Here is a 25770-nt window from a genome sequence, read left to right on the forward strand (position 1 = left end):
TCCCTCGTGATGTCATACCTCGGCGTACACATACCACCATCATGTCACCAAAGCACCATAGAGTAAACACACCCTAACTCGCAAGGGCTTATCGGGCCACGTCGCCCGCTGTTCACCCTGATTTCATGCGAATACCATGCGCCGTTGCACACACGCCGACGATTTGCGTTCCCCGAACGACACGCTAGTGCGCCGTCGGACTGCGGCCGCCCCCGACTCCCCTTGTCGGGCGGACCGTCGCGCAGCGGCCGGGTGCGGCCAAACCCGGCGCATCAAAAACCCGCCGGATTCCCGACGGGCTTGATGCATTGCCGAACGCGCCACGCGCGAGGCTCAGCGCTCGGGCACGAACGCCTCGAAGATATGACGGTCGAACCAGTCGTCGCACTGGGCGAGCTCGTCGCTGCTGCGCACGGTCCACGAGACGGCCGTCGCGCCCATCGCGCGCGCCAGACGCACCTGCGGGCTGTTGCCGCCGGTCCAGTCATACGCCACGAAATCGGGACGCGACAGGAAGTCGAACACGAGCAGGCCGGCCGCCCACTCCGGCACGCCGCCCTCGCCGTTGATCTTCGGCTGCCACGACAGCTGGCCGCGGCACACTTCCGGACGATGGTCCTTGTACCATTCCACGGCACGCGGGTTAAACGATTCGATCACGTACGCGCCGTCATACGACTGCAGCAGCGCGTCGCCCTTCTCCATCAGCTCTTCCTCGCGCGGCCCGAACACGGCGTTGTCGTCGAACTTGTATTCCACGATCAGCGGCACGCGGCCGGCGACCACGCGCAGCACGTCCTCGAACAGCGGCACATGCTGGTAGTACCCGGCCGGCGGGTTCGCGGGAGTCGTAACGGACGCCGGATCGTCGGCGCCGGGCAGTTCGGACGCGACCGCGGTGCCCGGAGCATCGTTCGGGAACAGCGGGATGCGGGTCAGCTCGTCGTACGTCAGATCGGCGACGCGACGCGGATCGCCGGCCACGCGCTTGAGGTCGGGATCGTGCACGACGATGACCTGGCCGTCCTTCGTCAGCTGCAGGTCGAGTTCGATGCCGTAGCCGGCCTCGCACGCGGCCGCGAACGCCGCAAGCGAGTTCTCCGGGGCGATCGACGTGGTGACGGACGGATCGCCGTAGCCGGCCTTCATGGCCATGCGACGGGCGCGGGCCACGTACTCGCCGCTTTCGATCGCATACTGCTCGGTCAGGCCGGAACCGGCGTCGTGCAGGCCGCGATGCGCGTACCAGACGTCGGGTACGGACGGCACGTAGTTGTGCTGCTTGTCGGTGAACGAGCGCGGCTTGATCGCCCACGCCGCGGCTCCTGCGGCCACCGCGCCGCCGAGCAGAACGTTTCTCAGGAACTTGTTGGATGCCATGGTTTTCCTCCCTTAGGCCACCCGTATGCTGACGCCTTCGAGACTAGCCCACACTCTGGCCGGGCACAAACGGCCGTAACTGAGTCCGCATCCGCCGCATATGGCTCATGTATCGCCGAGATATCCATCCGAAACGACCCAAACTGAGTCCGTGCTCGATGGTTTTGCTTCAGTTACGGCCTTTATCCAACGAAAACGTCCGTGACTGAGTCCACATCGTGCGACGCGGACTCAGTCACGGACAGTCAGGGCCAAACGACGCAAGCCGTGCGGATGCGGCGAGGCGTAACGCCACATACACACGGCTTGCGGAGGACGAGTCGGATTCCGCGCGGGTGACGCCCCGGCCAATCGCACACCGGGTCACGCCCCGCACGGAATCGGTATTCAGTTATTCGGATATCGCACGTCCGGTCGACCGACCGACACCGGATCACTCGCCGGCTTCGGCGAGCGCCTTCGCGTGGCGCTCGGCCAGCTCGGCCTTGATCTGCGGCTCCATCTTCTCGTACTTGCGGTAGAAGCACATGATCACGCCGACGATGACGTAGACGATGACCGGCAGCCAGATGAAGCAGAAGCTGATCGCGTCCTGCGCGGACTGCGACTGGACTTCCTTGTTGGCGTCGTAGCCGGCCGCGCCCATGATCTCGAGCGGCAGGAACGCGCCGAAGCCGGAGCCGACCTGGATGCAGAACGCAGAGCCGACGGCGGTCAGGAAGCCGGCCGCGTGCACGCCGGTCTTCCACTCGCCGTAGTCGACGGTGTCGGCGAGCATGCCGAACGGCATACCGATGGCGATGGCCGCACCGAACACGCCGATGGTCCAGAAGATGACGAGCAGCGGGACGTTGGTGCCGGCGAGCGGCATGAGGGCCTGGCCGACGCCGCCGATGACGAGGCCGATGATCATGGTCAGGGTCTTGTTCTTGGTCTTGTTGGCGATGATCGGCATGGCGATGGTGCCGAGCAGGCCGAGGACCTGCACGCCGTTGAACAGCGAGGTCAGGTTGCGGTTGTCGAGCACGTACTGCGCGTAGTAGGTGGAAACGCCGTTGCGGGTGGACTGGGCGACCCAGTAGATCACGAACGCGACGACGAGGATGATCCACGGCCAGTTGCCCTTGGCGGCCTTGAAGGAGTCCTTCAGCGGGATCGGCTTGTTGAGTTCGGGGTGATAGTTGCGCTCGTTGAGGTTCTTGAAGGAGAACAGGAGCAGCGCGATGGCGATGACGCCCCAGATCGCGGTGACGATCATGAAGCCGGCCTTGTCGCCGCCGCCGACCATGGTGCCGAAGACGCCGACCAGCGGGATGGTGAAGGACGAGGTGATGAAGGAGCCGATCTGGCCGCCGGCCATGCGGAAGGAGTTGGCGTTGTTACGCTCGGTCGGGTCGGAGGTGAGGTTCGGCAGGATGGCGGTGATCGGGGTCTGGATGCCGGTGTACACGGCGCCGGCGGCCAGGATGTAGGTGATCAGCGCGTACGCGAACTTCGGCGCGCCGTCCGGCACGCTCGGCGCGGTGAACGCGAGCCACACGGTGACCGCGAACGGCACGCACAGCCACAGGAACCACGGGCGGGACTGGCCCCACTTGGTGTTGGTGTGGTCGACGATGGAGCCCCACACGACGGCGGAGATCGCGTCGGCGAAGCGGGCGACGAGCAGGATGGTGCCCGCGCCGAGCGCACCGGCGGCCGGGATGTGGAAGACGTTGGTGTAGAAGTACATGATGTACGACGAGATCGTCACGTACAGCAGGTTGCCGGCCATGTCGGTGAAGGAGTAGGCGATCTTCTCCTTCGTGGAAAGCTTCACTGCGGAAGCGTCCTGAGTTGCAGCACTCATGATTGTTGTTTCCTTCTTCGTTGATTGGTGAAAAACTGTCGGATCGGCGAAATCAGAAGTCCGAGTCGAACCAGACCTGCATCTGGCCGATCTCGCGGTTGGCCCACGCGTAGTACGGGATGAGCTTGAGGTCGTAGGACTTCTCCCCCACCGGATGCTCCTCGACGTCCGCATACAGCGGGAAGTCGTCGCCGTCGTGCGTGCGCTTGGTGGCCGGGATCGTGATGACCTCCACGCCGTCGAGCTCGCCGAAGTGATATTCGGCCTTCGCGCGGTCGGCGTCGTGGCTGCCGATGTGGTAGTTCCACAGCGGCGCGGTGTTGTCGGTCTCCTCGGCGCAGAACACGATCGGTCCGCGCATCACGGCGATCTTGCCGATGTCGTGGCGCACGAGCGTCTTGGATCGCATGAACTTGACGGCCATATCGAGGTCGAGCGTCACGGTCGTCGTTTCGCCGGCGGCCGCGGCGATCGTCACGAATCCGTCGACGACCGGCAGACGGCGCGCGTCCTCGCCGTTCACGGTCATCTCGTGCTTGGACGCGGACCACGACGGGATGCGCACGAGGAACTTCACCGGCTGGGCGCCTTCCGGCACGCTCACCGTGAATTCGATGTGGCCGTCCCACGGGAAGTTGGACTTCTGCGAGACCTTCACGCCGTCGAAGAACTCGGCGTCGTTCGCGATGAACTGATGGGCGATGATCTCGCGGCGGTCCTCGTGCACGGTGTACAGGTAGCGGTCCACGGACGCGATGAGTCGCGCGATGTTGGCCGGGCAGCACGCGCAGCCGAACCATTCGGCGCGGTGCATGAGCACGTGGTAACGGTCGGGGTTGTGCTCGGTGGCCTGAGGATCGGCCTCAAGCGCGTTGACGTAGTAGAAGTGCTTGCCGTCGAGCGCGATGCCGGCGATCGAACCGTTGAACAGCTCCTTCTCGAGCACGTCGGCATACTCGCCGCGCGTCTCGAGTTCGAGCATCTGGCGCGCGAGGAAGCTCATGGCGACGGACGCGCAGGTCTCGCCGTACATGGTGTCGCTCGGCAGGTCGTAGTCGTAGGTGAACGCCTCGCCGACGTGCGTCGAGCCGACGCCGCCGGTGATGTACATTCGCTTGGTGACGATGTTGTGCCACAGGCGCTTGGCGGTCTCCTCAAGTTCGCGGTCGCCGGTCAGGCGCGCGACGTGGGCGACGCCGGTGAGCATGTATCCGACGCGCACGGCATGGCCTTCGGCGGTGAGCTGCTGACGGATCGGGCGCGCGGTCTGCGTGTACTCGTGCGTCCAGCCGCGCATCTGCGGGAAGATGTCGGTCGAGCCGTCGCCGATCTTCTCGTTCTGCTTGTCGTAGAAGCTCGGATCCTTGCCGCGCACGTCGATGAAGAACTGCGCGAGCTTCAAGTACTTGTCCTCGTGGGTGACCTCGAACAGGCGGGCGAGCGCGAGTTCGATCTCCGGGTGGCCGTCGGCGCCGGGGATCTTGCCGTCGGTCTCGCCGAAGTTCGCGTCGAGGCAGTCGGCCATCTTCCTGGCGACGTCGAGGGCCTGCTGGTTGCCGGTGACCTCGTAGTACGCGACGGCGGCCTCGATGTAGTGGCCCATCACGTACATTTCGTGGGACTGCTGGATCTGGGTGAAGCGGTTGCGCTTGGCGAACGCGCCCGACTTGATGATGTACGGGGTGTCGAGGTAGCCGTCGGGGCGCTGGGCGCGAGCGATGAGGTCGACGAGCTTGTCGCAGAGCTCTTTGAGCTGGTCGTCCGGCTCGTACGCGAGCGAGTACGCGGCCTCTTCGAGCCACTTGTACACGTCGGAGTCCTGGAAGACGAAGCCCTTGAACTCGCCCTTCTCGTCGCCGGCGGCGATGCGCAGGTTGCGCACGGCGCGGCTGTAGTGGTAGTCGATGTCCTGCTTGGCACCGGACGGGTCGCGCGGGATGTCGATCTTCTGCTCGTCGTTGATGACCGCCCACTGGTAGGGGATCACTTCCTTGGCAACGTTCTCACGATACCGCTTCCAGAACGGCGAGGTGACCGTGACGTGTTGCGTAGTCATGGTGCGTCCTTTCGACACTGTAGGTACTGCTCACTGCTGTTGTTTCCGGCCGTTGGAGAGGTCCGCTGCCATGCGGTGGCGCCCTCTCGGCTGATGTCGATGACGATATTAAGTGAGCGTTAACTATCGCATCCGCAGGTCTTGCGAATGCGAAATTTTTCGCATATTCTGTCATTGTGAACGCTCACGAAACTTTCGGTGCACAAGCTGCGGCAGATGGCCAGCCACCGTCGCCGATCTCGCGCACCGCACCGTCGCGGTCAGTCAAGCCGGTACGTCACCGCCCCACCCTCGCCGACGTCGCCCGTCTCGCCAACGTATCCGTCGCCACCGCATCGAAAGCGCTCAACCGGACCGACCGCGTCTCCGCGAGCACGCAGCGCGCGATCGTCGCAGCCGCGCAACAGCTCGGCTATCGCAAGTCCACCGAATCCGCCTCCGCGTCGTCAACACACCGTCGCCAACGCTCCGGACTCGTCGGCCTCATCACCTCCGACTACAACGGCCGATTCGCGCTGCCAATGCTCACCGGCGCGGAAACCACGCTGGGAGCCTCCAACCACGCCGCGCTGCTCATGAGCTCGCACGGCCGGCCCGCGCTCGAACGCAGCCATATCGACCGGCTCGCGGCGCACGGCGTGGACGGCCTGATCGTCGTCGGCAACACAACGAACCCGCGGCCGCCGCTCGACCCGAAGACCACGATGGGACTGCCGGTCATCTACGCGTACGATCCGTCCCGCGATCCGGCCGACTGTTCGATTATTTGTGACAACGTCGGCGCGGGCGCACAGGCGATCGAGTACCTGCTCAGCCTGGGACGGCGGTATATCGCGATCATCGCCGGACCGGAGGATTTCCAAGCCGCGAAGGACCGTGCGCGCGGGGCGTGGCGGACGTTCACGCTGTACGATTTTCGGCCGATTGCGGTGCTGTTCGACGCGTGGAGCGAGGAATGGGGCGAACGGGCGGCGCAGCTGCTGATCGAACAGCACCCGCATCTCGATGCGATCTACTGTCTGAGCGACGAGATCGCGCGCGGGGCGGTGCGCGGGCTGATGGCGGCCGGCAAGCGCGTACCGCAGGACGTGGCCGTGGTCGGGCACGACAACTGGTTCGTATTCGCGGCGAACGCGCATCCGACATTGACGACATTCGACAACAACATACCGATGCTCGGCAAGATGGCCGCGCGGTACCTGCTGGACGCGCTGGCCGGACGACCGCACCATGGGGTATTCACCGTGGAATGCCCGATGGTCGTGCGCGAATCCACCGATCCGGACCGCCGCACGCCGCTCGAAAGCACCGGCCGCATCTTCAGCCGCCAAAGCAGCTGACGCGACCCGGCGCCCGCACGCCGCCCGGCCCGCCCGTATACCCGTGGGGCAACTCCGCGAAAACATCAACGACCCGCCCCGCTGATACCCCTCTCAGAGGGGCAATTCCAGGAAGGCATCAGAGACCCGCCCCACTAACGGCTCTCCCTGCGGGGCAAACCCTAGAAACTATCGGTGCACGCCCCGCTAACAGCCCCTCTAGCGGGGCAACTTCCGGACATCATCTGGATACCGCCCCGCCAACACACTTCTCAGCGGGGCACAACGCACATGGCGTGGCGAGTCGCCCCGCGCACCCAGACCTGCCCGACACCATCCCACATAGAATGGCTCTGGTATCAGCATCATCCCATCCGAAGGACCCGTCATGACCGACCATCCGCAGCAATCCGCCCAACAGCAGCCGCCTGCCACTCATCCCGCCTCCGCCGGCCATGTCGTCTCGTCGGGCGCGACGACGGTCGGCCTGTGCGCGATCCTGCTGTGGAGCATGATGACCGGCCTCGTGCGCGTGGTCGCCGACTCGTTCGGCGCGACGCTCGGATCGACGCTCATCTACACGACCGGCGTCATATTGCTCATGATCTTCCACCGCCCCGCTCCTCTGCGCGAGTATCCGCGCAAGTATCTGCTGTTCGGCGGCCTGCTGTTCGTCTTCTACGAATCGTCGATCTCGCTGTCGGTCGGTCTCGCGAGCACGGCCGCATCGTCGGTCGAGGTGAGTCTGGTGAATTACCTGTGGCCGACGATGATGGTGCTGCTGACGGCCGCCGTGTTCCCGACCGTACGGCGACGCGGCGGTACGACCGCCGACGATGGCGGCGCGCATCCCAGCCGTCTGCGTTCCGTATTGCGCGTGCTGCCGGGCGCGATCGTAGCCACGGCGGGTGTGGTGCTGGCGGTCGGCGGCAACAGCGGACTGGATTGGGGACTGGCCGCGCAGCATATCGCAAGCAATCCCCTGCCGTATCTGCTCGCGTTCTGCGGCGCGTCCGCGTGGTCGGTGTACGCGGTGTTCACGCCCGCGATGGCGGACGGCAAGGACGGCACGTCCGTGTTCTTCCCGTTCGTGGCGGCGGCATTGTGGGTGATCCACTTCACGTCGGGCGAAGGCTGGCCGACCACGCCGCCGTCGATCTGGGGGTATCTGGCAGTGCTCGGCGCGGCGGCGTCGATCGCGGGCGGATACGCCTGCTGGGGGCACGGCATCCTGCACGGCAGCATGCGCACGTTGGCGATGGCGAGCTACGCGGCGCCGGTCCTGTCCACCGCCGCGAGCGCCGTCCTGCTCGGCCTCGCGCTGTCCCTGCCGTTCTGGTGCGGCGCGCTTCTCGTCGCCGCCGGCTCCATCCTCAATTGGTGGATCTCGTCACGTCGCAAGTAGCGGCAGCAGCCGTAGCAACGGCAACGGCTCACCAACCGCAACTGTCATACCGTTTTATGCGATTCCGAAGCCGCCTCACCTTGCGCGCGGCGCGGCCTCGGAATCGCGAATGACAAGCTCGCCGGGCAGCTCGACGCGGCGCGACGGCAGGTCTTCGCCGCGCGAGCGCGCGCCGAGGCGTTCGACGAGCAGCCGCGCGGCCCGGCGGCCGGCCGCGGCGAAATCCTGCCGGTACGTGGTCAAGGCCGGCGACCACACGTCGGCCAGCGGATGATCGTCGAAGCCGACGACGCTGACATCGTCGGGCACGCGCACGCCGCAATCCGCAAGGCCGCGAATCACGCCCATCGCGATCTCGTCGTTGCCGGCGAAGACCGCGGTCGTCGCGTCTCCGGAGACGACGCCGCGCCCGATCCGCCGCCCGATCTCGCGGGCGTCCTTCGGATTCCACGTGCAGTGCCGCACGTCCGGCACCGGCAGTCCGGCACCGCGCAGGGCCGCTTCCCAGCCTGCGGTACGGCTGTAGCCGCCTCCCCCTCCAGGGATCGTGACGTGGATGACCGTCCGATGCCCCAGCCCCAGCAGATATTCGGTCAGTTCGCGTCCGGCCTGGTTCTCGCATAGATCGATCTGGTCGAGTTCGGCCACATCATCCACCCGATCGCCGGCGATCGCGACCTTGGCAACCGAATCGGGCAGCATCGCGAGCGCCTCCCGCGCGACCGCATCGTAGTTGAGAACGACCACGCCGCCCGGGTTGAGGTCCATCACCATGTTGACCGACGCGCGCAGCCCGGCCGTCGATTCGCCGTCCAGTTTGGCGATCGTCACCGGATAGCCGTTCGCACGCGCCTCGTCCTCGACTCCCTGAATCGTCATCGCCGAGCCGTACAGCGTGGTGTTGCTCGACAGCACGGCGATCGACTGCACGGCGGAGTTCACGAGTCCGCGCGCGACGCGGCTGGGCCGGTAGTCGAGCAACGCGATGGCATGGGCGATGCGCGCGCGGCTTTCCTCGCTCAGTTTCGGCGAATCGTTGAGGTAGCGCGACACCGTCGATACCGATACGTTGGCGAGCGCGGCGACGTCCTTGATTACGGGGGCTCGCTTGCCGGCCGGGGACTGCCTGCGTCCCGACGACGATGCCGCCGACTGCCGTTCGGGCGTCGGTTCCGGCTGCTGATCATGTTCCATCACCCGCCCAGTATACGGCCCGGCCGCCCTCCGCAACGACGAAGAGAGTAACGGCGACGACTTTTCGTGGTACCGATACCACAGTCGCGGTCACGACACTACATAACCCGCCATGCATATTTTGTGGTATCGGTACCACACACTATGATGAAGGCGTCGACATCACCGACAGACCATCCATGACAACGAGGTATGACATGCAGATGACCACCATCACCATCAGTCGGCCGACGACGGCCGATGCCCAAGCCGACGACACCGCGGTCAACGCGACGATCGGACTCGCCGAAGGCAGACTCCCCCACATCGTGTCGATCATGCGAGGCCCGGCGGGCGACGGATCGGGCTCGGCCGTGACCACAGGCCCCGATCCGCAGTTCCCGCAGACGCTCGATGCGGGGCTTGCCGTCGGTGAAGCACCGACGCTCCTGCCCACGCAGGCCGAAGGCTGGACCGGCACGCCCGCGATTCAGGTGTCACGCGGCGGCGTGGAGCTATTCCCCTCGTTCGCCGTCACGAAGACCTCGCACACGGCGAACGCCTTCACGTTCGCGGCCGAGGACGGCCAGGCACGTCTCGTGCTGAACGGCACGCTGGAGATCGGCCCGGAGGGGCTGTTGCACGTCGACGTCGCGCTGACCAACGCGTCCGACGCCGACGCCCCGCTCGTCGTCAACCGCCTTACTCCAGTGGTACCGCTGCCGCCTCAAGTGAGCGAAATCGAATCCTGCACCGGCCATCATCTGCGCGAACGCGCGTTACAGCGCCAGCGGCTCACCGAGGGGGTGTTCGCGAAGGAGTCGCGCATGGGCCGGCCGAACTTCAACGCGGCCACGCTTCTGACCGCCGGCGAGCGCGGATTCGGTTTCGAGCATGGGCTGGTCGTGTCCGCGCACGTCGCGTTCAGCGGCAACAGCACGACGTTCGTCGAGCGCACGCCGTATACGCACGGCGTGATCGGCGGCGGCGAGATCACGTACGCGGGCGAGATCACGCTCAAGCCCGGCGAGACGTACCGCGCGCCACGGCTGCTCGTCGCGCTCGGCGACGGCCTGAACGACGTGGCCGCACGATTCCACGCGTACCTGCGCGCGCGGCATCCGGAACTCGCCAAGCCGCGGCCGGTCATGCTCAACACGTGGGAGGCGATGTACTTCGCGCAAAGCGAGGGCAAGGTGATCGCCCTCGCCGATCATGCGGCCAAGGTCGGCGTGGAGCGGTTCGTCATCGACGACGGCTGGTTCAAGGGCCGCCGCGACGACACGAAGGCGCTCGGCGATTGGCAGGTCGACGCCACGCTCTGGCCGGAGGGTCTCGGCACGGTCGCCCATCACGTGCACGATCTGGGCATGGAATTCGGTCTGTGGTTCGAGCCGGAGATGATCAGCCCGGATTCGGACGTGGCGCGCGCCCATCCCGACTGGATGCTCGCGCCGAACGCGTCGCGCCTGCCAGTGGCGTCGCGAGCGCAGCAGGTCATCGACCTGACGAATCCCGAAGCGGCGTCCTATGTGGAGGCGGCGATCGACACGCTCGTCGGCGAATACCACATCGACTACATCAAGTGGGACCACAACCGATTCCTGACCGAGCCGATCTCCCCCGCGTCGAACCGGCCGGCGGTGCATGGACAGACCGAGGCGTTCTACGCGATCGTGGACCGGCTGCGCGCGCGGCACCCGGGACTGGAGATCGAGTCCTGCTCGTCGGGCGGCGGACGCATCGACGCGGGCGCGCTTGAACGCTGCTCGCGCGTGTGGGCGTCCGACTGCACCGATCCGATCGAACGCGCGGACATCCAGCGCGGCACGTCGCTGCTGGTGCCGCCGGAGATGATCGGCGAACACATCTCGGAATCGCCGAACCACGCGACCCGGCGGGCGACGTCGCTCACCACGCGCGCGGCGATGGCATTCTTCGGCCATCTCGGCATCGAATGGAACATCATGAAGCTCGCCGACGCCGATCTCGGCCGACTCAAGCGCTGGGTGGACCTGTACAAGGAACGCCGCGCCGCGATCCCGCAGGGCACGCTCGTGCATGCGGATTCGCCGGATCCGGCGGTGCGCGTCGACGGGCTCATCGCCCCGGATCGCTCGCGCGCGGTGTTCCGCTTCGCGGCGGTGGCCTCATCCGAGGAATACCCGTATGGGCTGATCCGACTGCCCGGACTCGACGAGTCCGCCCGCTACCGCATCCGCCCGCTCGGCGGCGTGAACCTGTATGCGGACGAGTTCAGCCCGAACTGCCGCACGAAGCTTGGCTGGTGGACCGAGGAAGGCGTGGTCGTGGACGGTGCCACACTTGTCCAATGGGGCGTGCGCCCGCCGCAGCTCGCGCCGGAGCACGCCGTGCTCATCGAGGTGACGCGGCAGTAGTAGTCCGCGGCGCCGAGCCGCTTACGACCGTCGCGGCGCCGTGGATTCGCGTTCGACCAGATCACCGGCGATCCGGTCGAACACCGTCCACGCCTCGCCGCGACTGCAGTCGTTCACCACGTCGTCGATCTGCTCCTTGAGCAGGGCCACCGCATGCTCGCCCGCTTCGGAAAAGCGCTGACGGACGGTGGTCAGCGGCGGGTTCCACACCTTCGACAGCGTGTGGTCGTCGAAGCCGGCCACACTCACGTCATCCGGCACGCGTCTGCCGGCGAGCGTAAGCCCGCGCATCAGGCCCATCGCGACCTCGTCGTTGCCGGCGAAAATCGCGGTGACGGACGGGTCTTCGCCGAGCCGGCGACCGATCTCGATGGCGTCTTCAGCATCCCATGTGGTCGCGATCGGCGCCGGCGCGGGCACCTTCGCGTCACTCAACGCCATACGCCAGCCGTCGGCGCGGGCGTCCACGTCGGCAGGCACGGAAACATAATGAACGGTTTCATGGCCGAGTTCCAGCAGGCGCCGCGTCATCGCGTAGGCGCTGTCGTATTCGCACAGGTGGATCTGCGCGCGACGCTCATGCCTCGGACCGCCGATGATCACCATGGGCGTGCTCGCGGGGATGCGCGAGACCACGCTGTCGGTCAGCCGGTCGAAGTCGATGAGGATGACGCCGGCAGGACTGCGGTCGAGGCAGGACCGCACGTTGGAGAGCATGCGTTCGCCGCCGCGCGGGTCGAGCACGCAGATCGTGATCGGATATCCGATCTCCTGTGCCTTGCGTTCGATACCGAAGATGGTCTGCGTACGCCCGTACAGCCTGGTATCGGCCGACATCACGGTGATCGATTCGCTCATGTCGAGCGCAAGGGCGCGCGCGATCGGATTGGGACGATAGTTGAGCTTCTCGATGGCCGCAGCGATCGCCTCGCGCTTCTTCTCGCTCACGCGTTCCGGGTCCTTCAGATACCGTGACATCGTCGGCACGGAGACGTTGGCCACGGCCGCAACGTCGCGGATGGACGGCGCGTTGCCTCGCTTCGTTCTGGGCATGAATCCTCCTCGCCCGGTCGTGTGTGTGCCGGGGTACCGGGCCATTCTATGCGGTCGGTGATACCGGTACAAAAATGCGCTCCCCAATGGCGGGGAGCGCACGGTGCGATTACTCGTTCACAGCCGGCCGGTCAGGCGGCGACGGCCTTCGTCGCGGAGCCCGACTTGTGCGTCAGGCGCCAGGCTGCGACCACGGCGATCATGATCGCGAAGCCGACGGTGAACCACGGGAACGGGGCGGCCGGGTCGGTGGAACCGGTGATCGCGGCGATGGCCTTCATCGCGAGCGGCGAGGCGAAGACACCGACGTGGAAGGACAGGATGATCATCGTGGACCAGAACGCTTGGGAGCTCTTGGTGGCGTACTTCGGGATGCGGTTGCACAGGAACGGTCCGAGGATCGGGCCGGGGAAGTTGAACAGGAAGAATCCGGCAACGAGCACGGCGTAGTTGTTGCCGGCCACGGAAACGAGCAGGCAGCCGAGGAAGTAGATGCCCATGCCGACGTAGTAGGTCCGGTCGCCGAACTTCTTCTCGAGGAAGCCGTACACGAAGCCGGCCACGACGGCGAACAGGATGCCGACGGAGATGATCACGGAGGAATCATGGTGCGGATCGTTCAGGATCTTCTGGGCGATCTCGGCGAAACGGACGTTGATGGAGTTGAAGAACACCATGTACAGGGCGGCGCATGCGCAGAACGCGCCGAGCATCGGGCTGGTCTTGTCCGGGTAGGTGTTGACGTTCTCCTCGGCGTCCATGTCGGTGGAGCCGGACTTGTCGAGGTGGACGTCCGGAACCTGGATCCAGAACCAGATGAGGACCGGGAAGGCGAACAGGTAGACGACGAAGGCGCCCTGCCAGCCGGCGACGAGCACGAACACGGAGACGAGGGCGGTCATGATGGCCTGGCCGAGGTTCTCGGTGGCGCCGCGGATGCCGAGCAGGGTGGCGCGGCGGTTGCCGGAGTACAGCATCTGGATCAGGGTGATGACCAGCGAGTTGTACAGGCCGAGGCCCATGCCGAAGAGCACGCGGGCCGCCATGACGACCGCGAAGTTGGTGGCGAACATCGGCACGAACGCGGTGATGCCGACGAGGAACAGGCCGGCGCCGATGACCTTCTTCAGCCCGAAGAAGCGGGCGAGCGCCGGAGAGATGAGCAGGGTGATCAGGGCGGTCAACGACGGCGTGGTCGACAGCAGCTCGGCGGACGTGTTGTCGACGTTGAGCGCGCGGCCCAGCTGCGGGATGACGCCGTTGACGACGCTGTAGCTGGTGAGGAACAGGGAGGCGGACAGCATCGGCAGGATGACCGAGAGGCTGTTGACATCCTTCTTCTTGGATGACATGGGGGTTTCCTTTGGATTGTTGGTTGGTGGTTGGTTGGTAGGTAGGTGACGGTTGGTAGTTGATATGGCCGGTATGGCCGGCGATCAGATCAGGCCTTCGGCGCGACGAGGAACGTGCGGGAGGCGTAGCCGTCGCCGGGCACGCGTACGGCGAGACGTCCGTGCGCGGCATCCCAGGAGACGGGCCATTCGTCAACGCCGTGATCCGGGAAGATCGGGGTGACCGTCGTCTCGCGACCGCGGTACTTCGGCAGATTGAGCGCGACGGTGCCGCCCTCGCAGTCACGGTCCCAGACGGTGACGAGCGCGTAGTCCGGCGCGTACAGGCCGTAGGAGACGACCCGGTCGGTCCAGCCGGGCAGGCCGAGCGGCCAGAACGGCGTGGACGAGGAGATGACCGGCTGCACGTACTTCTTGTACTGCGCGATCGACTCCTCGACCAGCGTGCGCTGCTCGTCGCTCATGCGGTTGATGTAGCCGGACAGGAAGTAACGGCCGAGGAACGTGGTGTTGATGTTGACGGCGCTTTCCTCGACGCCCATCGTGGACTGCGGGTAGGCCCAGCTGCCGGCCTGTTCGGGCAGGACCATCATCGGCGCGGTGGCGGCGATGGCCGGGTACAGGCGGAAGTCCTGCTGGTCGGAGGTGGACTGCACCTGGAAGCGTGAGGTCTGCGCGAAGTCCTCGCGCATGCCGCCGGAGGAGCAGTTCTCGAGGATCAGGTCGGGGTGGCGGCGGTGGACGCCGTCCACCCAGTCAAGATAGGCACGATTGTGGCCGAGCAGGCCGTCGCCGAGCGAATCGGAGTCGACGTCGGTGCCGATGCCGGGCTGCACGTTGTAGTCGAACTTGAAGTAGCCGACGCCGTACTCGTCGACGAGACGGTCGACGACCGCATCGAGATGCCTGCGGGCTTCGGGACTGCGCAGGTCGAGCACGTAACGCTCCTGCTCGACGACGCGGTGGCCGTTGCGCATGAAGAACGCGGAATCCGGCAGCTTGTCAGCCATCGGGCTCTTGACGCCGATGACCTCGGGTTCGAGCCACAGGCCGGGGACCATGCCGGCGGCGCGGATCGCGTCGATGACCTCGCCGAGGCCCTTCTTTCCGGGGAAGCGCGTCTTGGACGGCAGCCATTCGCCGACGGTCGGCCACCAGTTGCCGGAGTCGTCGTACCAGCCGCAGTCGATGCAGAAGATCTCGATGCCGACCTTGGCGGCGGCCTCGATGAGCGGCAGTTCCTTCTCGGTGGTCGGGTCGCCGTAGATCGTGTTCATGTAGTCGTTGAAGATGACGCGCGGACGGGCGTTGTCAATATGGTCCGGCTGCGTGCGCATCGCGCGGCGGTAGTCGGTGACGGCCTTGACGACGCCGTCGAAGTCGGCTCCGAGCGCGACCGACGCCGGGACGGTGGTGAAGCTCTCACCGGGTTCGAGGTTCTTCGCCCAGCCGTGGTCGACGCTGGTCGGACCGGTCAGGGCCATGTACGCGTCGGCGGTGTCCTCGCCGATATCCCAGCGCCAGGCGCCGTTGTGCTCGACTTGGAACAGCCACGCGAGGCCGAACCTCTCGGACTCCTCGATGGCGAGCGGGGCGAAGCGGCCGGTGGACCAAGTGCTGGTGGAGACGACGCGATGCTCGCCGCGCGGGTCGACGTTCGTGAGCTCCTCGGCCATGTCCGGGAAGTAGTCGCGCAGCGGCATGGCATGCCATCGCCCTTCGGCGAGCCAGTCGTACTTGCCTTCGATGGACTTCCATGCGGCGAGGTCGGCCCGCTGGCCTTCCGGAGCGCCGAACGCGGACGCCCAGCTGGTGATCTGCTCGACGCTCAAAGGGGCCTGCCGCTTGCCGTCGCCGGCAGGGACCGCGGCGTTCCTCACAGTCGCGAAGGTGCGGAACATCGGGATTCCATCGGGCAGTTCGTAAGTGACGGTCACGGCGACGCCCTGATCGGGTGCCGCGACCTCGATATCAAGACGCCTGACGCCGCGGGCCATGTCCTCGGACTCCTGGTGCGCCACGTAGCGCAGGTCGCGGCCGAGCGTGGTGTGGATGAGCTTGTCGCAGGCTATCCAGTGCCCGGTGCCGGCCACCTCCATCTCGACGATCGGGATGCGGTGGTCCAGTACGGCCTTGACCGTACCGCCGTATTCGGTCGTCGCCTCCACGGACGAGATCGTCACCGGGGATCCGTCGTCCCATTCGAATCGCAGGGTCAGCGCGTCATTGCCCCACGAGAAACCGTTCGCCATTGCGTTCCTCCCGAACATGCCACGTCGGACCGGCCCGCCATCGCTCGCCGTCATCGTCCTTCGGAGCATGTCATGTGGGCCGGTCACGAACCGCACATCGTCCGCGGTCGACCCTTACGTTCCGTTGTCGTACGACACTATATTTTGATACCGGTATAAAGTCAAATTAAGACGCGAATATCGTTGAAAATTCAGGCGTTTCTCAACTCAATGCGACTTCGTTGTTTCAACGGTTTCATTTTGATCGGAACACAAACGCACCAACGGGGACGCAACTGCACCGGACACTGCCCGAGATTGTCCGGCAGGACCACGGAAACGTGCGCAGACGCCAGCGGCCGCGCGCCCCGCTCACCGCTTCTTGCGGCGCTTGAAGTTGATGTCGAAGACGATCCACACGGACAGCACGAACGCGACCACGTAGCCCAGGAAACCGACCACCGGAATGCCGAAGATGATCGGCTTCATGCCGGCGAAATACACGATCGACGACCCGACGAACAGGCCGACCACGATGAGCGCCATCGTGAGCCTGTTCACCATGTCGCTCAGCTTGTTCATCGGCTCTTCCGCACCGATCAGCTCCATGTTGACGCGCAGCTGCCCGCGCGTGAGCATGCGCGAGGCGGTCTTCGCCTCGGCCAGCGCGCTCAGCAGCCCGTGCAACGCGAGATGCCCCTCGACGCCGAGCGATTCCAGCTCGTCCTTCGCCGCCTGCTTGGGTGACTTGCTCGTCGCGATATGCTTCGAGATGATCTCGATCATGTTCACGTCGGGAATGAATTCGTCGAGCAGTCCTTCCAACGTCACGAGCGCGCGGCCGACCGTCGTGACCGAGCTCGGCACCTCGATCCCGTGCCGTTGCGCGAGCTGCGTCAGCGCGGTGATGAACGCGGCGATATCCAGGTCGGACAGATCGACCGTGCCGTATTCGGCGACGATCGTGTCGAGATCGGCGAGCAGCGCGGGATAGTCCTCGGGATTGTTCGCCGAACCGGCGAACCTCAGCAGACCGTCCGCAAGCGCGGGCGTATCCTGCTTGGCGACGGCGAAGATCATCTGTTTCATGACCTGCCGCGTCTTCATGTTGAGCCGGCCGGTCATGCCGAGGTCGAGCAGGACGATCTGCCCGCCGGCGACCATGATATTGCCCGGATGCGGGTCGGCGTGGAAGAAGCCGACGTCGAGCACCTGCGTGGCGTAGTTGTCGACGAGTTTGGTGCCGATTTCCTTGAGATCGTAGCCGGCGGCGACGAGCTGCTCCGGATGGGAGACGGAGATGCCTTCGACGTAGTCCATCACGACGACGTGTTCGGAGCACAGGTCCATGTACGGCTTGGGGCAGTCCATGTATTTGTACGGCTCGCAGAATCGCTTGAATTCCGCGAGGTTGCGCGCCTCGACGAGGAAGTCCGTTTCGGATTCGAACGTGTCCCACAGCTCCTCGACCACACCGCCGAGATCCACGACCTGCGCGGTGGAGACGACCTTGGTGGCGACCTTGGCGATCGATCGCATGATCGACACGTCCTGTGCCATCGTCTCGCGCACGCCGGGGCGCTGGACTTTGACGGCCACATCCTCGCCGGTGAGGAGGGTCGCACGATGAACCTGCGCAAGTGACGCGGAGCCGAGCGGCGTCGCGTCGATGTGTTCGAAGATCTCGTCGACCGGGCGGCCGTATTCGTGGGAGAGCGTCTCGACGACGGTTTCGTACGGCATCGGGTCGGCGTCGGCGCGCAGTTTGGCCAGTTCGTCGCAGAACGATTGCGGCAGGATCTCCGAACGCATCGACAGGATCTGACCGACCTTGACGAACGTCGGGCCGAGCGCTTCGAGCATGAGGCGCATCTTGACCGGGGTCAGACCGTGCACGACGTCGAACTGGCGCGCGATGCCGGCGATCTGGTGGAGACGTTTGATCTTGCCCCAGCGGGTGAGATGATACCGCTCGGAGAACACGTCGCGGCGCGGACCGAACAGGTCGAGCGTCTCGCCCGGCCATTCGGCCTGCGCGTATGCGTTGGTTTCGTTGGTCATGCCCACCCCTGAACTTGATATTGATAAGCGGAGAAACCCTGCTCAGCTCTGGGCCTGGCAGGATTTCTCCGCTCACTTGCGTTCGGCCGAAATGACGGACGCCGTCTGCGCAGACTACTCGGCCTTGGCCTCGTCGGCGGCCGGAGCGTCCTTCTTGGCGGACTCTTCCTTGACCTCGGCGGCCTTGCGCTTGAGTTCGGTGTTCAGCGCCTTGCCCTGCTCGACGGTCAGTTCGCCCTTCTTGACGAGATCATCGACGATCTCCTGGCTCTTCTCCACCGTGGTGGCGAGGGCACCGACGCCCGCCAGAAACACCTTGCGCAGGCCTTCTCCAAAATCGAAATCAGCCATGATACGCCTCCTTGTATGCGCGGTATGGTCAGTTCCAAGCCTACTCCCCCGATGGTAGAAACATCGGGTGATTCAGCGGAACGCACGGTGACGGAGCATACGCCTCAAGTGAGCCCGCGAACGTCACGCGCCGACGCGCTGACGCACGAAGCCGTCGAGCGTGGCTGCCGTCACGCCGTCGTATCCGTTGATCGACGCGAACTGCGGGCCGTCCTCCTCGGCATTGCGGTTAAACCCGAGCTGCGCAACGGTGGTGGCTCCCGAAGCGACCGCCGATGTCAAACCGGTGGCCGAATCCTCGAGCGCCACGCATTGCGCGATCTCGTCGTCGCCGATGCCCAGCAGCTTCGCCGCGGCCAGATACGGCGCGGGGGACGGCTTCTTCTCCACGTCGTCGTCACCGCAGATGAACCCGGCGAACGCGCCCTTCGGCGCATGATCCACCACGTTCTGCGCGAGCGGCCGCGGCGACTGGGTGACCAGCACCGAGGGAATGCCCGCCTCGACCAGCGACGCCAGCACGTCCTGCACGCCGTCGGACCACGGAACCCGTTCGAATTCGCGCTTGGCCACGTAGTCGACCATCATCCGGCCGATCTCTTCCGGAGGAAGCTGCGTGCCGTGCTTGATCATCAGTCCCGCGCAATAGTCAAGCGGGGTGCCCGACCCCTGCCAAGCGAGATCCTCGTCCCAGTAACCGCCATGAGCCTTGGCGATCTCCATTTCGCCGGCATGCCAATACGGTTCGGAATCGATCAGCGTACCGTCCATATCCCAGAACACGGCTTTGAGCATCATCGCAAGGCACCTTTCTCTCGTTGTGGTTCGGCTAATATGCGCTATGTCTATCTCACCAAACCTCACGGACGAGCGCTCACAGATCGACGTTGATTCCATATCAGGATCGCATAACGCCGTTCTGGCAGCCCGCGGCACCACGGTTTGACGATCGAGAGGCTAAATCAGGCACTTACATGGGTCGTTTTGACGATCGAGAGGCACTCATCCCGGTCAACAGACCCGTTTGAGCGCAATTACACCCCCAGAATGGGTCATATCCCACGAATGAATGCCTCTCGATCGTCAAACCGACCAGAACAGCAGGCGAATTTAGCCTCTCAATCGTCAAGCAGCACGAGTTCGGAGGGGACAAGCTCGGCCTCGTCAGCCGGACCGGCCGTGATCTGCAACGGCTTGCCGCTGCCGCGACGCCAGATGCGGTAATACTTGGACTTCGCCTGCCGCACCTCGACGACCTCGCCGTCGACGCCGGCCTCGAACACGCTGTCGCCCTCGAGACGACGGCGCAGATGCCGGTTCTGCCGGCGCAACTGGCGGTTTTCCTCCTGCAACGAGAGGATGCGCGTGATGCCGGCCAGATTGATGCCTTCGGATTGGCTCAGCTGCTGAGCCTGCGCGAGCCGGTCGATATCACGCAACGTGTAGCGGCGCGCGCCGCCCTCCGTACGCTTGGGCACGACCAGACCGAGCCGGTCGTACTGCCGTAAGGTCTGCGGGTGCACGCCCGCAAGTTCCGCAGCCTGCCCAACCGCGAACACGGGCAGTTCCACGTTCAGTCCCAACGAGTCCACCGCATCGAGATCGGCACGACCGGAGACGAGCGCCGCCGCACATGCGGCGTAGGCACGCCTGACTTCCTGCGCGATTCTCGCCATCAGCACTCATCTCCTTATCGTTCATTCATCATGGCCTTACGGCCAATCGGAACGCCTCTTCATCCCCGGCTCCCCTTCAGGGAAGCTGTCAGATGGCTTCATGACCACATCCTCAGCCAAATGCCCTGCTCCCCCTGAAGGGGGAGCTGTCAGCGAAGCTGACTGAGGGGGTGAAAATGTCATCACATCAAAGTTCGAATAGACGTCAGCACGTACTGACGTCTATTCGAACCATTCAAGGACGGCACATCACCGCTGTTCGGCCAGTTCCGCCGCGAAATCGCCCGACGCCTTGTCGAACTCCTTCGCCGCGTGCTTCAGGCCCAGGCCCGGCTTGGCCGGCACGTGGATCTGCACGCGCCCGATCAGGTCGCCGAACGCATTGCCGTTCTTCACGCCCTTGCCGGACACATGCACTTCCGTACCGCTGGACGACCCCGCTGGCACCTTGAACGTCACCGGCTCGCCGTCGATGTCCTTCATCTCGACCTTCGCACCGGCCACGGCCTCGCCCACGGTCACCGGCAGATCCACGACCAGATCATGCCCGCTCATCGTGAACTTCGGATCGGTTTCGACGTTCACGTTCAGGTACAGGTCGCCGGCCTTGCCGCCGTTGCGGCCAGGCTTGCCCTTGCCAGCCAGACGGATCTTCTGGCCATCCTTCACGCCGGCCGGAATATGCGTCTTGAACTTCTTGCCGTCGACGCTCAGGGACACCGTCGCGCCCTTGACCGCCTGACGGAACGTCAGCTTGATCTTCGAGTTGCGGTCCTCGCCGTTTTCCGGCTCGGGAGCGGATTCGTACTGCGCATACTGGCCGTACGGATTGCCGCCCTGCTGGCCGAATCCGCCGCGGCCGCCGGCACCCGCCGCTCCGCCGAACATCGAGAAGATGTCGTTGAGATTGGTCGGACCGCCGCCGGACGTGGAAAAGCGGATGTTGCCGCCGTTGCCGCCGCCGAACATCGAACCGAAGACATCGGAGAAGCCGGACGCGTCGAATCCGCCGCTGCCGGAGCCGCCGGCGAAGCGCGCGCCGCCCATGCCGAACTGGCGGATCGCATCGTACTTCTGGCGGGTTTCCTTATTGTTGAGCACGTCGTATGCCTCGGAGATGTCCTTGAACTTCTCCTCGGCTTCCTTGGTCTTGTTCAGATCAGGATGGTATTTGCGGGCCAGCTTGCGGTATGCCTTGGTGATGTCGGCCTCGCTGGCGTCCTTGGAGACACCAAGGACTTTGTAGAAGTCTTTGCTCAGCCATTCGTTTTCAGCCATCATGTCTCCTTTCATTCATTACGTGTGGAATAAGGTGCAGTGACCGCGTGGGGCAGCGGCATGTGTTGCCCGACACGCTCCAGGCCGCTTGGCCGAGTCTTACAGTCGGGCAACACATGCCGCTGCCCCACGCTCGTTGGTTGCCGCACCTTGCGTTCGTGGAAGCCGGGACAAAATATGCCGACTCCTACAAACTGTCTATTTAGGGATGGGTGGATTTAGTTTTGGGGAGAGGCGACGACCACTCGGGCGGCGCGGATGACGCGGTCGCCGATGCGGTAGCCGGCCTCCACCACGGTGTCGACGGTCTCCTTCTCGGCCGACGCATCCGGGCGATGCAGGATCGCCTCGTGCTTCGTCGGGTCGAAGTCCTCGCCCTTTTCGCCGAACTTCTCGACGCCGAACTTCTCGAACGCCTTGTCGATCTTCGTGGCCACGGCCTTGAAGGAATCGTCCATCTCGCTGTGTTCGCGGATGCGGTCGATGTCGTCGAGGGCCGGCAGCAGCGCCGTCAGCACGTCGATGATGCCATGCTGGCGGAAGCGCTCCTGTTCCTTCTGCGCGCGGTTGCGGTAGTTGATGAACTCCGCACGCTCGCGCTGCAAGGCCTCAAGGTAGTCGGCGGCCTCCTTCTTGGCCTTGCCAAGCGGGGTGAGGGTGTCGTCGGCGGACTTGTCGGACTTGGAATCGGAATCCGCGGCAGCGTCCTTGGAATCTTCGGGCTTGTCAGCCGATGAATCCTTTGCGGCGGTCTTGCCTTCCGGCGCTCCCTCAGTCGCGGCGTGTGCGGCACCAGATCCCTCACCCGAGGGAGCCGAAGAGGCGGCCGAGCCGGCCGCGGCCGACGCAGCCGCACCGGCGGCCACGTCGTCCACGTCCGGCAGATCGTTCAGGTAATCGTCCTTGTTGAACTCAGCCATCGGACGGTTCCTTACTTGTTGTCCTTGTCGTCGTCATCCACGACTTCGGCGTCCACCACGTCGTCGTCGCCACCGTTCGCGGCACCCGACGCGCCGGCACCAGCTGCGGCGCCCGCGCCCGCAGCGCCAGCGGCACCGGCCGCGGCCTGCTGCGAGTACAGCGCCTCGCCGATCTTCTGGGCGGAGGTCATCAGCTCGCTCTGCGCGGTCTTGACCTTCTCGATGTCGTCGCCCTTGAGGGCTTCCTTCAGCGCGTTGACCTTCTCGGTGACTTCCTTGGCGATCTCGTCGGAGATCTTGTCCTTGTTGTCGTTCACGAGCTTCTCGGTCTGGTAGGCGAACGCCTCGGCCTGGTTGCGGGTCTCGGCCTCCTCCTTGCGCTTCTTGTCCTCGGCCTCGTGGGCCTCGGCCTCCTTGACCATGCGGTCGATCTCGTCCTTCGGCAGGCCCGAGCCGCCGGTGATGGTCATCGACTGCTCCTTGCCGGTGCCCTTGTCCTTGGCGGACACGTGCACGATGCCGTTGGCGTCGATGTCGAAGGTGACCTCGATCTGCGGGACGCCACGCGGAGCCGGCGCGATGCCGGTCAGCTCGAAGGTGCCCAGCGGCTTGTTGTCGCGGGCGAACTCGCGCTCGCCCTGGTAGACCTGGATCAGCACGGACGGCTGGTTGTCCTCGGCGGTGGAGAAGACCTCGGAACGCTTGGTCGGGATGGCGGTGTTGCGCTCGATGAGCTTGGTCATGATGCCGCCCTTGGTCTCGATGCCCAGCGACAGCGGGGTCACGTCGATCAGCAGGACGTCCTTGCGGTCGCCCTTGATGACGCCGGACTGCACGGCGGCGCCGACGGCCACGACCTCATCCGGGTTCACGGACTGGTTCGCTTCCTTGCCGCCGGTGAGCTCCTTGACGAGCTCCTTGACGGCCGGCATACGGGTCGAACCGCCGACGAGCACGACGTGGTCGATGTCGCTCACGCCGATGCCGGCGTCGCGCAGCACGTTGTTGAACGGCGTGCGGCAGCGGCCGAGCAGGTCGGAGGTCATTTCCTCGAAGTGGGCGCGGGTCAGCGTCTCGTCGAGGTGCACCGGGGTGCCGTCAGGGGTCATGGCCAGGTACTGCATGTTGATGGAGGTCGAGGTGGACGAAGACAGTTCCTTCTTCGCCTGCTCGGAGGCTTCCTTCAGACGCTGCAGGGCGATCTTGTCCTTGCTCAGGTCGACGCCGTACTTGTTCTTGACCTCGCCGACCAGCCAGTCGATGATCTTCTGATCCCAGTCGTCGCCGCCCAGGTGGTTGTCGCCGTTGGTGGCCTGCACCTGAATGGTGGAGAAGCCGTCCTCGTCCTTGCCGATCTCCAGCAGGGACACATCGAAGGTGCCGCCGCCCAGATCGAAGACGAGGATGTGCTCGTCGTCCTTGCCCTTCTCGAGGCCGTACGCCAGCGCGGCGGCGGTCGGCTCGTTGATGATGCGCAGCACGTTCAGGCCGGCGATCTTGCCGGCGTCCTTGGTGGCCTGGCGCTGGGCGTCGTTGAAGTACGCCGGGCAGGTGATGACGGCGTCCGTGACCGGCTCGCCGAGGTACGCTTCGGCGTCCCTCTTCAGCTTCATCAGGATCTGCGCGGAGATCTCCTGCGGGGTCCACTTCTTGCCGTCAATCTCGACGGTCCAGTCGGTGCCCATGTGACGCTTGACGGAGGAGATGGTGCGGTCGACGTTGGTGACGGCCTGACGCTTGGCGACCTCACCGACGAGGATCTCGCCGGACTTGGAGAACGCGACGACGGACGGCGTGGTGCGCATGCCTTCCGCGTTCACGATGACGGTCGGCTCGCCGCCTTCCAGCGTAGCGATGCAGGAATTGGTAGTACCCAGATCAATGCCTACTGCACGTCCCATAATGTTTGCTCCTTTGGTTGATTATTCGTTGACGTTTCTGCGCTCAAGCTTCGGATCGCGGATCACGACCCGAAGGTCGCGGTCTCGCCGTCCTCGTCTCGAGGATGTCGGCCTTTTTTGTTTTCCAAAACTTGAGCCTACACCACTCAACTTTTATTCGCAAACTATTATTCCCGGATTATCGGAAAAATTTTTCGGACGCACGCAGACGAACACAGAACGCCCGCCGCCCCTCACACAGAAGGACGACGGGCGTACGCAACCAGCCGTCGGCGACAACGGCCTGGCCTACCGAACCTTACCGATGACCATACTGCCCATACTGACTGTACGGCTGCCCGTACTGCGGATACGCTTGGCCGCCCGTCTGCCCGTACGACGGCAGCACACCCTGCGCGCGCATCTCCTGCGCCATCTGCATCAGCCGGGCGATACGCTCGTCGGTCGGCGGGTGGGTCGAGAACAACTTCGAGAAACCGGCCGCGGAGAACGGGTTCGCGATCATCATCGCAGCCACCGACTGCGTTCCGGCGGTCTTGCGCATCGGCGCGGCCTGTGCCCCGTACGAGATTTTGTTCAGCGCCGACGCCAACGCCTCCGGGTCACCGGTCAGCGTCGAACCGTCCTCGTCCGCATCGAACTCGCGCGTGCGCGAGATCGCCATCTGGATCAGCGACGCGGCCAACGGCGCCAGGATCGCGCTGACCAGCACGCCGATCAGCCCGAGCCCACCGGACGAATTCTCACGGTCGTCACGCGAGTTGCCGCCGCCGAAATACATCAGCGAGTATCCGAGATACGTGATGACCGTGGCCATCGCGGACGCGACCGCCGACGTCAGAATGTCATGGTTGTACACATGCATGAGCTCGTGGCCGAGCACGCCGCGGATCTCGCGTTCGTTGAGGATCTGCAGGATGCCCTGCGTGCAGCACACCGCCGCATGACGTTCGTTGCGGCCGGTGGCGAAGGCGTTCGGACTCATGGTCGGCGCGATGTAGATGCGCGGCATCGGCTTGCCGGCCTTGGCGCTCAGTTCGCGCACGATGCGGTACAGCATCGGCGCCTCGGCTTCCGAAACCTCGCGGGCGCCCATCGACGCGATGGCGATCTTGTCGGAGAACCAGTAGGAGAGGAACGTAGTGGCGAGACCGATGAGAATGTACACGCCCAACGTGCCGCGACTGCCGCCCGTCGCCCACCAGATGAGCATGATGACCGTCCACATCAGCGCGAAAAGCAGCGTCGTTTTCAGGCCGTTGTAGTGGCCGTGCACCCGCAGTTTGCCATTCATAATCCACACACTAAATTCACTGTCTGAACGTTGGCTGGACAGCGGCAGGCAGTACGGGGCGTATCCGCCACA

The 25770-nt window shown here is 64.9% G+C and carries 18 protein-coding genes; 3 read left to right on the forward strand and 15 right to left on the reverse strand.

Going from position 1 to position 25770, the window contains the following annotated elements:
* Positions 1-333 precede the first annotated feature (333 nt).
* The 3 genes from GFD25_RS05680 to GFD25_RS05690 form a co-directional block, all read right to left on the reverse strand.
* Positions 334-1380 carry a glycerophosphodiester phosphodiesterase family protein gene (locus GFD25_RS05680; RefSeq protein WP_163230816.1) on the reverse strand — a complete coding sequence of 349 codons (1047 nt, stop codon included), beginning with the start codon at positions 1378-1380 and terminating at the stop codon, positions 334-336.
* A gap of 433 nt (positions 1381-1813) precedes the next feature.
* Positions 1814-3229, reverse strand: coding sequence for an MFS transporter (locus tag GFD25_RS05685; RefSeq protein ID WP_163230818.1), 1416 nt, complete (start codon positions 3227-3229; stop codon positions 1814-1816).
* A gap of 52 nt (positions 3230-3281) precedes the next feature.
* Positions 3282-5285, reverse strand: coding sequence for a glycoside hydrolase family 127 protein (locus GFD25_RS05690; RefSeq protein WP_163230820.1), 2004 nt, complete (start codon positions 5283-5285; stop codon positions 3282-3284).
* 176 nt (positions 5286-5461) lie between these two features.
* Between GFD25_RS05690 and GFD25_RS05695 the strand changes: the two genes are divergently transcribed.
* A complete protein-coding gene (locus GFD25_RS05695) occupies positions 5462-6625 on the forward strand; it encodes a LacI family DNA-binding transcriptional regulator (protein ID WP_338024628.1) in 1164 nt (387 codons plus the stop codon).
* Positions 6626-6992: 367 nt separating this feature from the next.
* Positions 6993-8009, forward strand: a complete 1017-nt coding sequence (locus tag GFD25_RS05700) for a drug/metabolite transporter permease (protein WP_163230822.1) — start codon at positions 6993-6995, stop codon at positions 8007-8009.
* A gap of 75 nt (positions 8010-8084) precedes the next feature.
* On the opposite strand, the gene GFD25_RS05705 is transcribed toward GFD25_RS05700, so the two are convergent.
* Positions 8085-9203, reverse strand: a complete 1119-nt coding sequence (locus GFD25_RS05705; RefSeq protein ID WP_163230824.1) for a LacI family DNA-binding transcriptional regulator — start codon at positions 9201-9203, stop codon at positions 8085-8087.
* Between the two features lie 179 nt (positions 9204-9382).
* Here GFD25_RS05705 and GFD25_RS05710 point away from each other — a divergent pair, with 179 nt between their 5' ends.
* Complete coding sequence (locus tag GFD25_RS05710; protein WP_239512424.1) at positions 9383-11581, forward strand: alpha-galactosidase; 2199 nt, start codon at positions 9383-9385, stop codon at positions 11579-11581.
* 21 nt (positions 11582-11602) lie between these two features.
* Here the strand turns inward: GFD25_RS05710 and GFD25_RS05715 are convergent, their stop codons facing one another.
* The 11 genes from GFD25_RS05715 to htpX form a co-directional block, all read right to left on the reverse strand.
* Positions 11603-12634 (reverse strand): LacI family DNA-binding transcriptional regulator, encoded by a 1032-nt coding sequence (locus GFD25_RS05715; protein WP_163230826.1) that lies wholly within the window; start codon positions 12632-12634, stop codon positions 11603-11605.
* Between the two features lie 131 nt (positions 12635-12765).
* Positions 12766-13986, reverse strand: a complete 1221-nt coding sequence (locus tag GFD25_RS05720) for an MFS transporter (RefSeq protein ID WP_163230828.1) — start codon at positions 13984-13986, stop codon at positions 12766-12768.
* An 89-nt stretch (positions 13987-14075) separates the two neighbouring features.
* Positions 14076-16238, reverse strand: coding sequence for a glycoside hydrolase family 36 protein (locus GFD25_RS05725; RefSeq protein ID WP_163230830.1), 2163 nt, complete (start codon positions 16236-16238; stop codon positions 14076-14078).
* 351 nt (positions 16239-16589) lie between these two features.
* The gene (locus tag GFD25_RS05730; RefSeq protein WP_163230832.1) at positions 16590-18278 is read right to left on the reverse strand and encodes an AarF/UbiB family protein; all 1689 of its coding nucleotides are present in this window, start codon (positions 18276-18278) and stop codon (positions 16590-16592) included.
* Positions 18279-18392: 114 nt separating this feature from the next.
* A complete protein-coding gene (locus GFD25_RS05735; protein ID WP_163230834.1) occupies positions 18393-18629 on the reverse strand; it encodes a hypothetical protein in 237 nt (78 codons plus the stop codon).
* Between the two features lie 123 nt (positions 18630-18752).
* The gene (locus GFD25_RS05740; protein WP_239512425.1) at positions 18753-19427 is read right to left on the reverse strand and encodes an HAD family hydrolase; all 675 of its coding nucleotides are present in this window, start codon (positions 19425-19427) and stop codon (positions 18753-18755) included.
* Between the two features lie 320 nt (positions 19428-19747).
* A complete protein-coding gene (locus GFD25_RS05745; RefSeq protein ID WP_163230836.1) occupies positions 19748-20305 on the reverse strand; it encodes a heat shock protein transcriptional repressor HspR in 558 nt (185 codons plus the stop codon).
* 249 nt (positions 20306-20554) lie between these two features.
* Positions 20555-21583, reverse strand: coding sequence for a DnaJ C-terminal domain-containing protein (locus tag GFD25_RS05750; RefSeq protein WP_163230838.1), 1029 nt, complete (start codon positions 21581-21583; stop codon positions 20555-20557).
* A gap of 218 nt (positions 21584-21801) precedes the next feature.
* Complete coding sequence (gene grpE / locus GFD25_RS05755) at positions 21802-22503, reverse strand: nucleotide exchange factor GrpE (RefSeq protein ID WP_163230840.1); 702 nt, start codon at positions 22501-22503, stop codon at positions 21802-21804.
* Between the two features lie 11 nt (positions 22504-22514).
* Positions 22515-24404, reverse strand: coding sequence for a molecular chaperone DnaK (dnaK, locus tag GFD25_RS05760; protein ID WP_163230842.1), 1890 nt, complete (start codon positions 24402-24404; stop codon positions 22515-22517).
* Positions 24405-24702: 298 nt separating this feature from the next.
* Complete coding sequence (htpX, locus tag GFD25_RS05765; RefSeq protein WP_163230844.1) at positions 24703-25698, reverse strand: zinc metalloprotease HtpX; 996 nt, start codon at positions 25696-25698, stop codon at positions 24703-24705.
* Positions 25699-25770 lie beyond the last annotated feature (72 nt).

This window comes from Bifidobacterium aerophilum, from assembly GCF_010667685.1.
Classification (GTDB): Bacteria; Actinomycetota; Actinomycetes; order Actinomycetales; family Bifidobacteriaceae; genus Bifidobacterium; species Bifidobacterium aerophilum.

Excerpts from the sequence above, each read along its gene's own strand:
- GFD25_RS05680 (WP_163230816.1), bottom strand. The coding sequence starts at position 1,380 with ATGGCATCCAACAAGTTCCTGAGAAACGTTCTGCTCGGCGGCGCGGTG.
- GFD25_RS05685 (WP_163230818.1), bottom strand. The coding sequence starts at position 3,229 with ATGAGTGCTGCAACTCAGGACGCTTCCGCAGTGAAGCTTTCCACGAAG.
- GFD25_RS05690 (WP_163230820.1), bottom strand. The coding sequence starts at position 5,285 with ATGACTACGCAACACGTCACGGTCACCTCGCCGTTCTGGAAGCGGTAT.
- GFD25_RS05700 (WP_163230822.1), top strand. The coding sequence starts at position 6,993 with ATGACCGACCATCCGCAGCAATCCGCCCAACAGCAGCCGCCTGCCACT.
- GFD25_RS05705 (WP_163230824.1), bottom strand. The coding sequence starts at position 9,203 with ATGGAACATGATCAGCAGCCGGAACCGACGCCCGAACGGCAGTCGGCG.
- GFD25_RS05710 (WP_239512424.1), top strand. The coding sequence starts at position 9,383 with ATGACAACGAGGTATGACATGCAGATGACCACCATCACCATCAGTCGG.
- GFD25_RS05715 (WP_163230826.1), bottom strand. The coding sequence starts at position 12,634 with ATGCCCAGAACGAAGCGAGGCAACGCGCCGTCCATCCGCGACGTTGCG.
- GFD25_RS05720 (WP_163230828.1), bottom strand. The coding sequence starts at position 13,986 with ATGTCATCCAAGAAGAAGGATGTCAACAGCCTCTCGGTCATCCTGCCG.
- GFD25_RS05725 (WP_163230830.1), bottom strand. The coding sequence starts at position 16,238 with ATGGCGAACGGTTTCTCGTGGGGCAATGACGCGCTGACCCTGCGATTC.
- GFD25_RS05730 (WP_163230832.1), bottom strand. The coding sequence starts at position 18,278 with ATGACCAACGAAACCAACGCATACGCGCAGGCCGAATGGCCGGGCGAG.
- GFD25_RS05735 (WP_163230834.1), bottom strand. The coding sequence starts at position 18,629 with ATGGCTGATTTCGATTTTGGAGAAGGCCTGCGCAAGGTGTTTCTGGCG.
- GFD25_RS05740 (WP_239512425.1), bottom strand. The coding sequence starts at position 19,427 with ATGATGCTCAAAGCCGTGTTCTGGGATATGGACGGTACGCTGATCGAT.
- GFD25_RS05745 (WP_163230836.1), bottom strand. The coding sequence starts at position 20,305 with ATGGCGAGAATCGCGCAGGAAGTCAGGCGTGCCTACGCCGCATGTGCG.
- GFD25_RS05750 (WP_163230838.1), bottom strand. The coding sequence starts at position 21,583 with ATGGCTGAAAACGAATGGCTGAGCAAAGACTTCTACAAAGTCCTTGGT.
- grpE (WP_163230840.1), bottom strand. The coding sequence starts at position 22,503 with ATGGCTGAGTTCAACAAGGACGATTACCTGAACGATCTGCCGGACGTG.
- dnaK (WP_163230842.1), bottom strand. The coding sequence starts at position 24,404 with ATGGGACGTGCAGTAGGCATTGATCTGGGTACTACCAATTCCTGCATC.
- htpX (WP_163230844.1), bottom strand. The coding sequence starts at position 25,698 with ATGAATGGCAAACTGCGGGTGCACGGCCACTACAACGGCCTGAAAACG.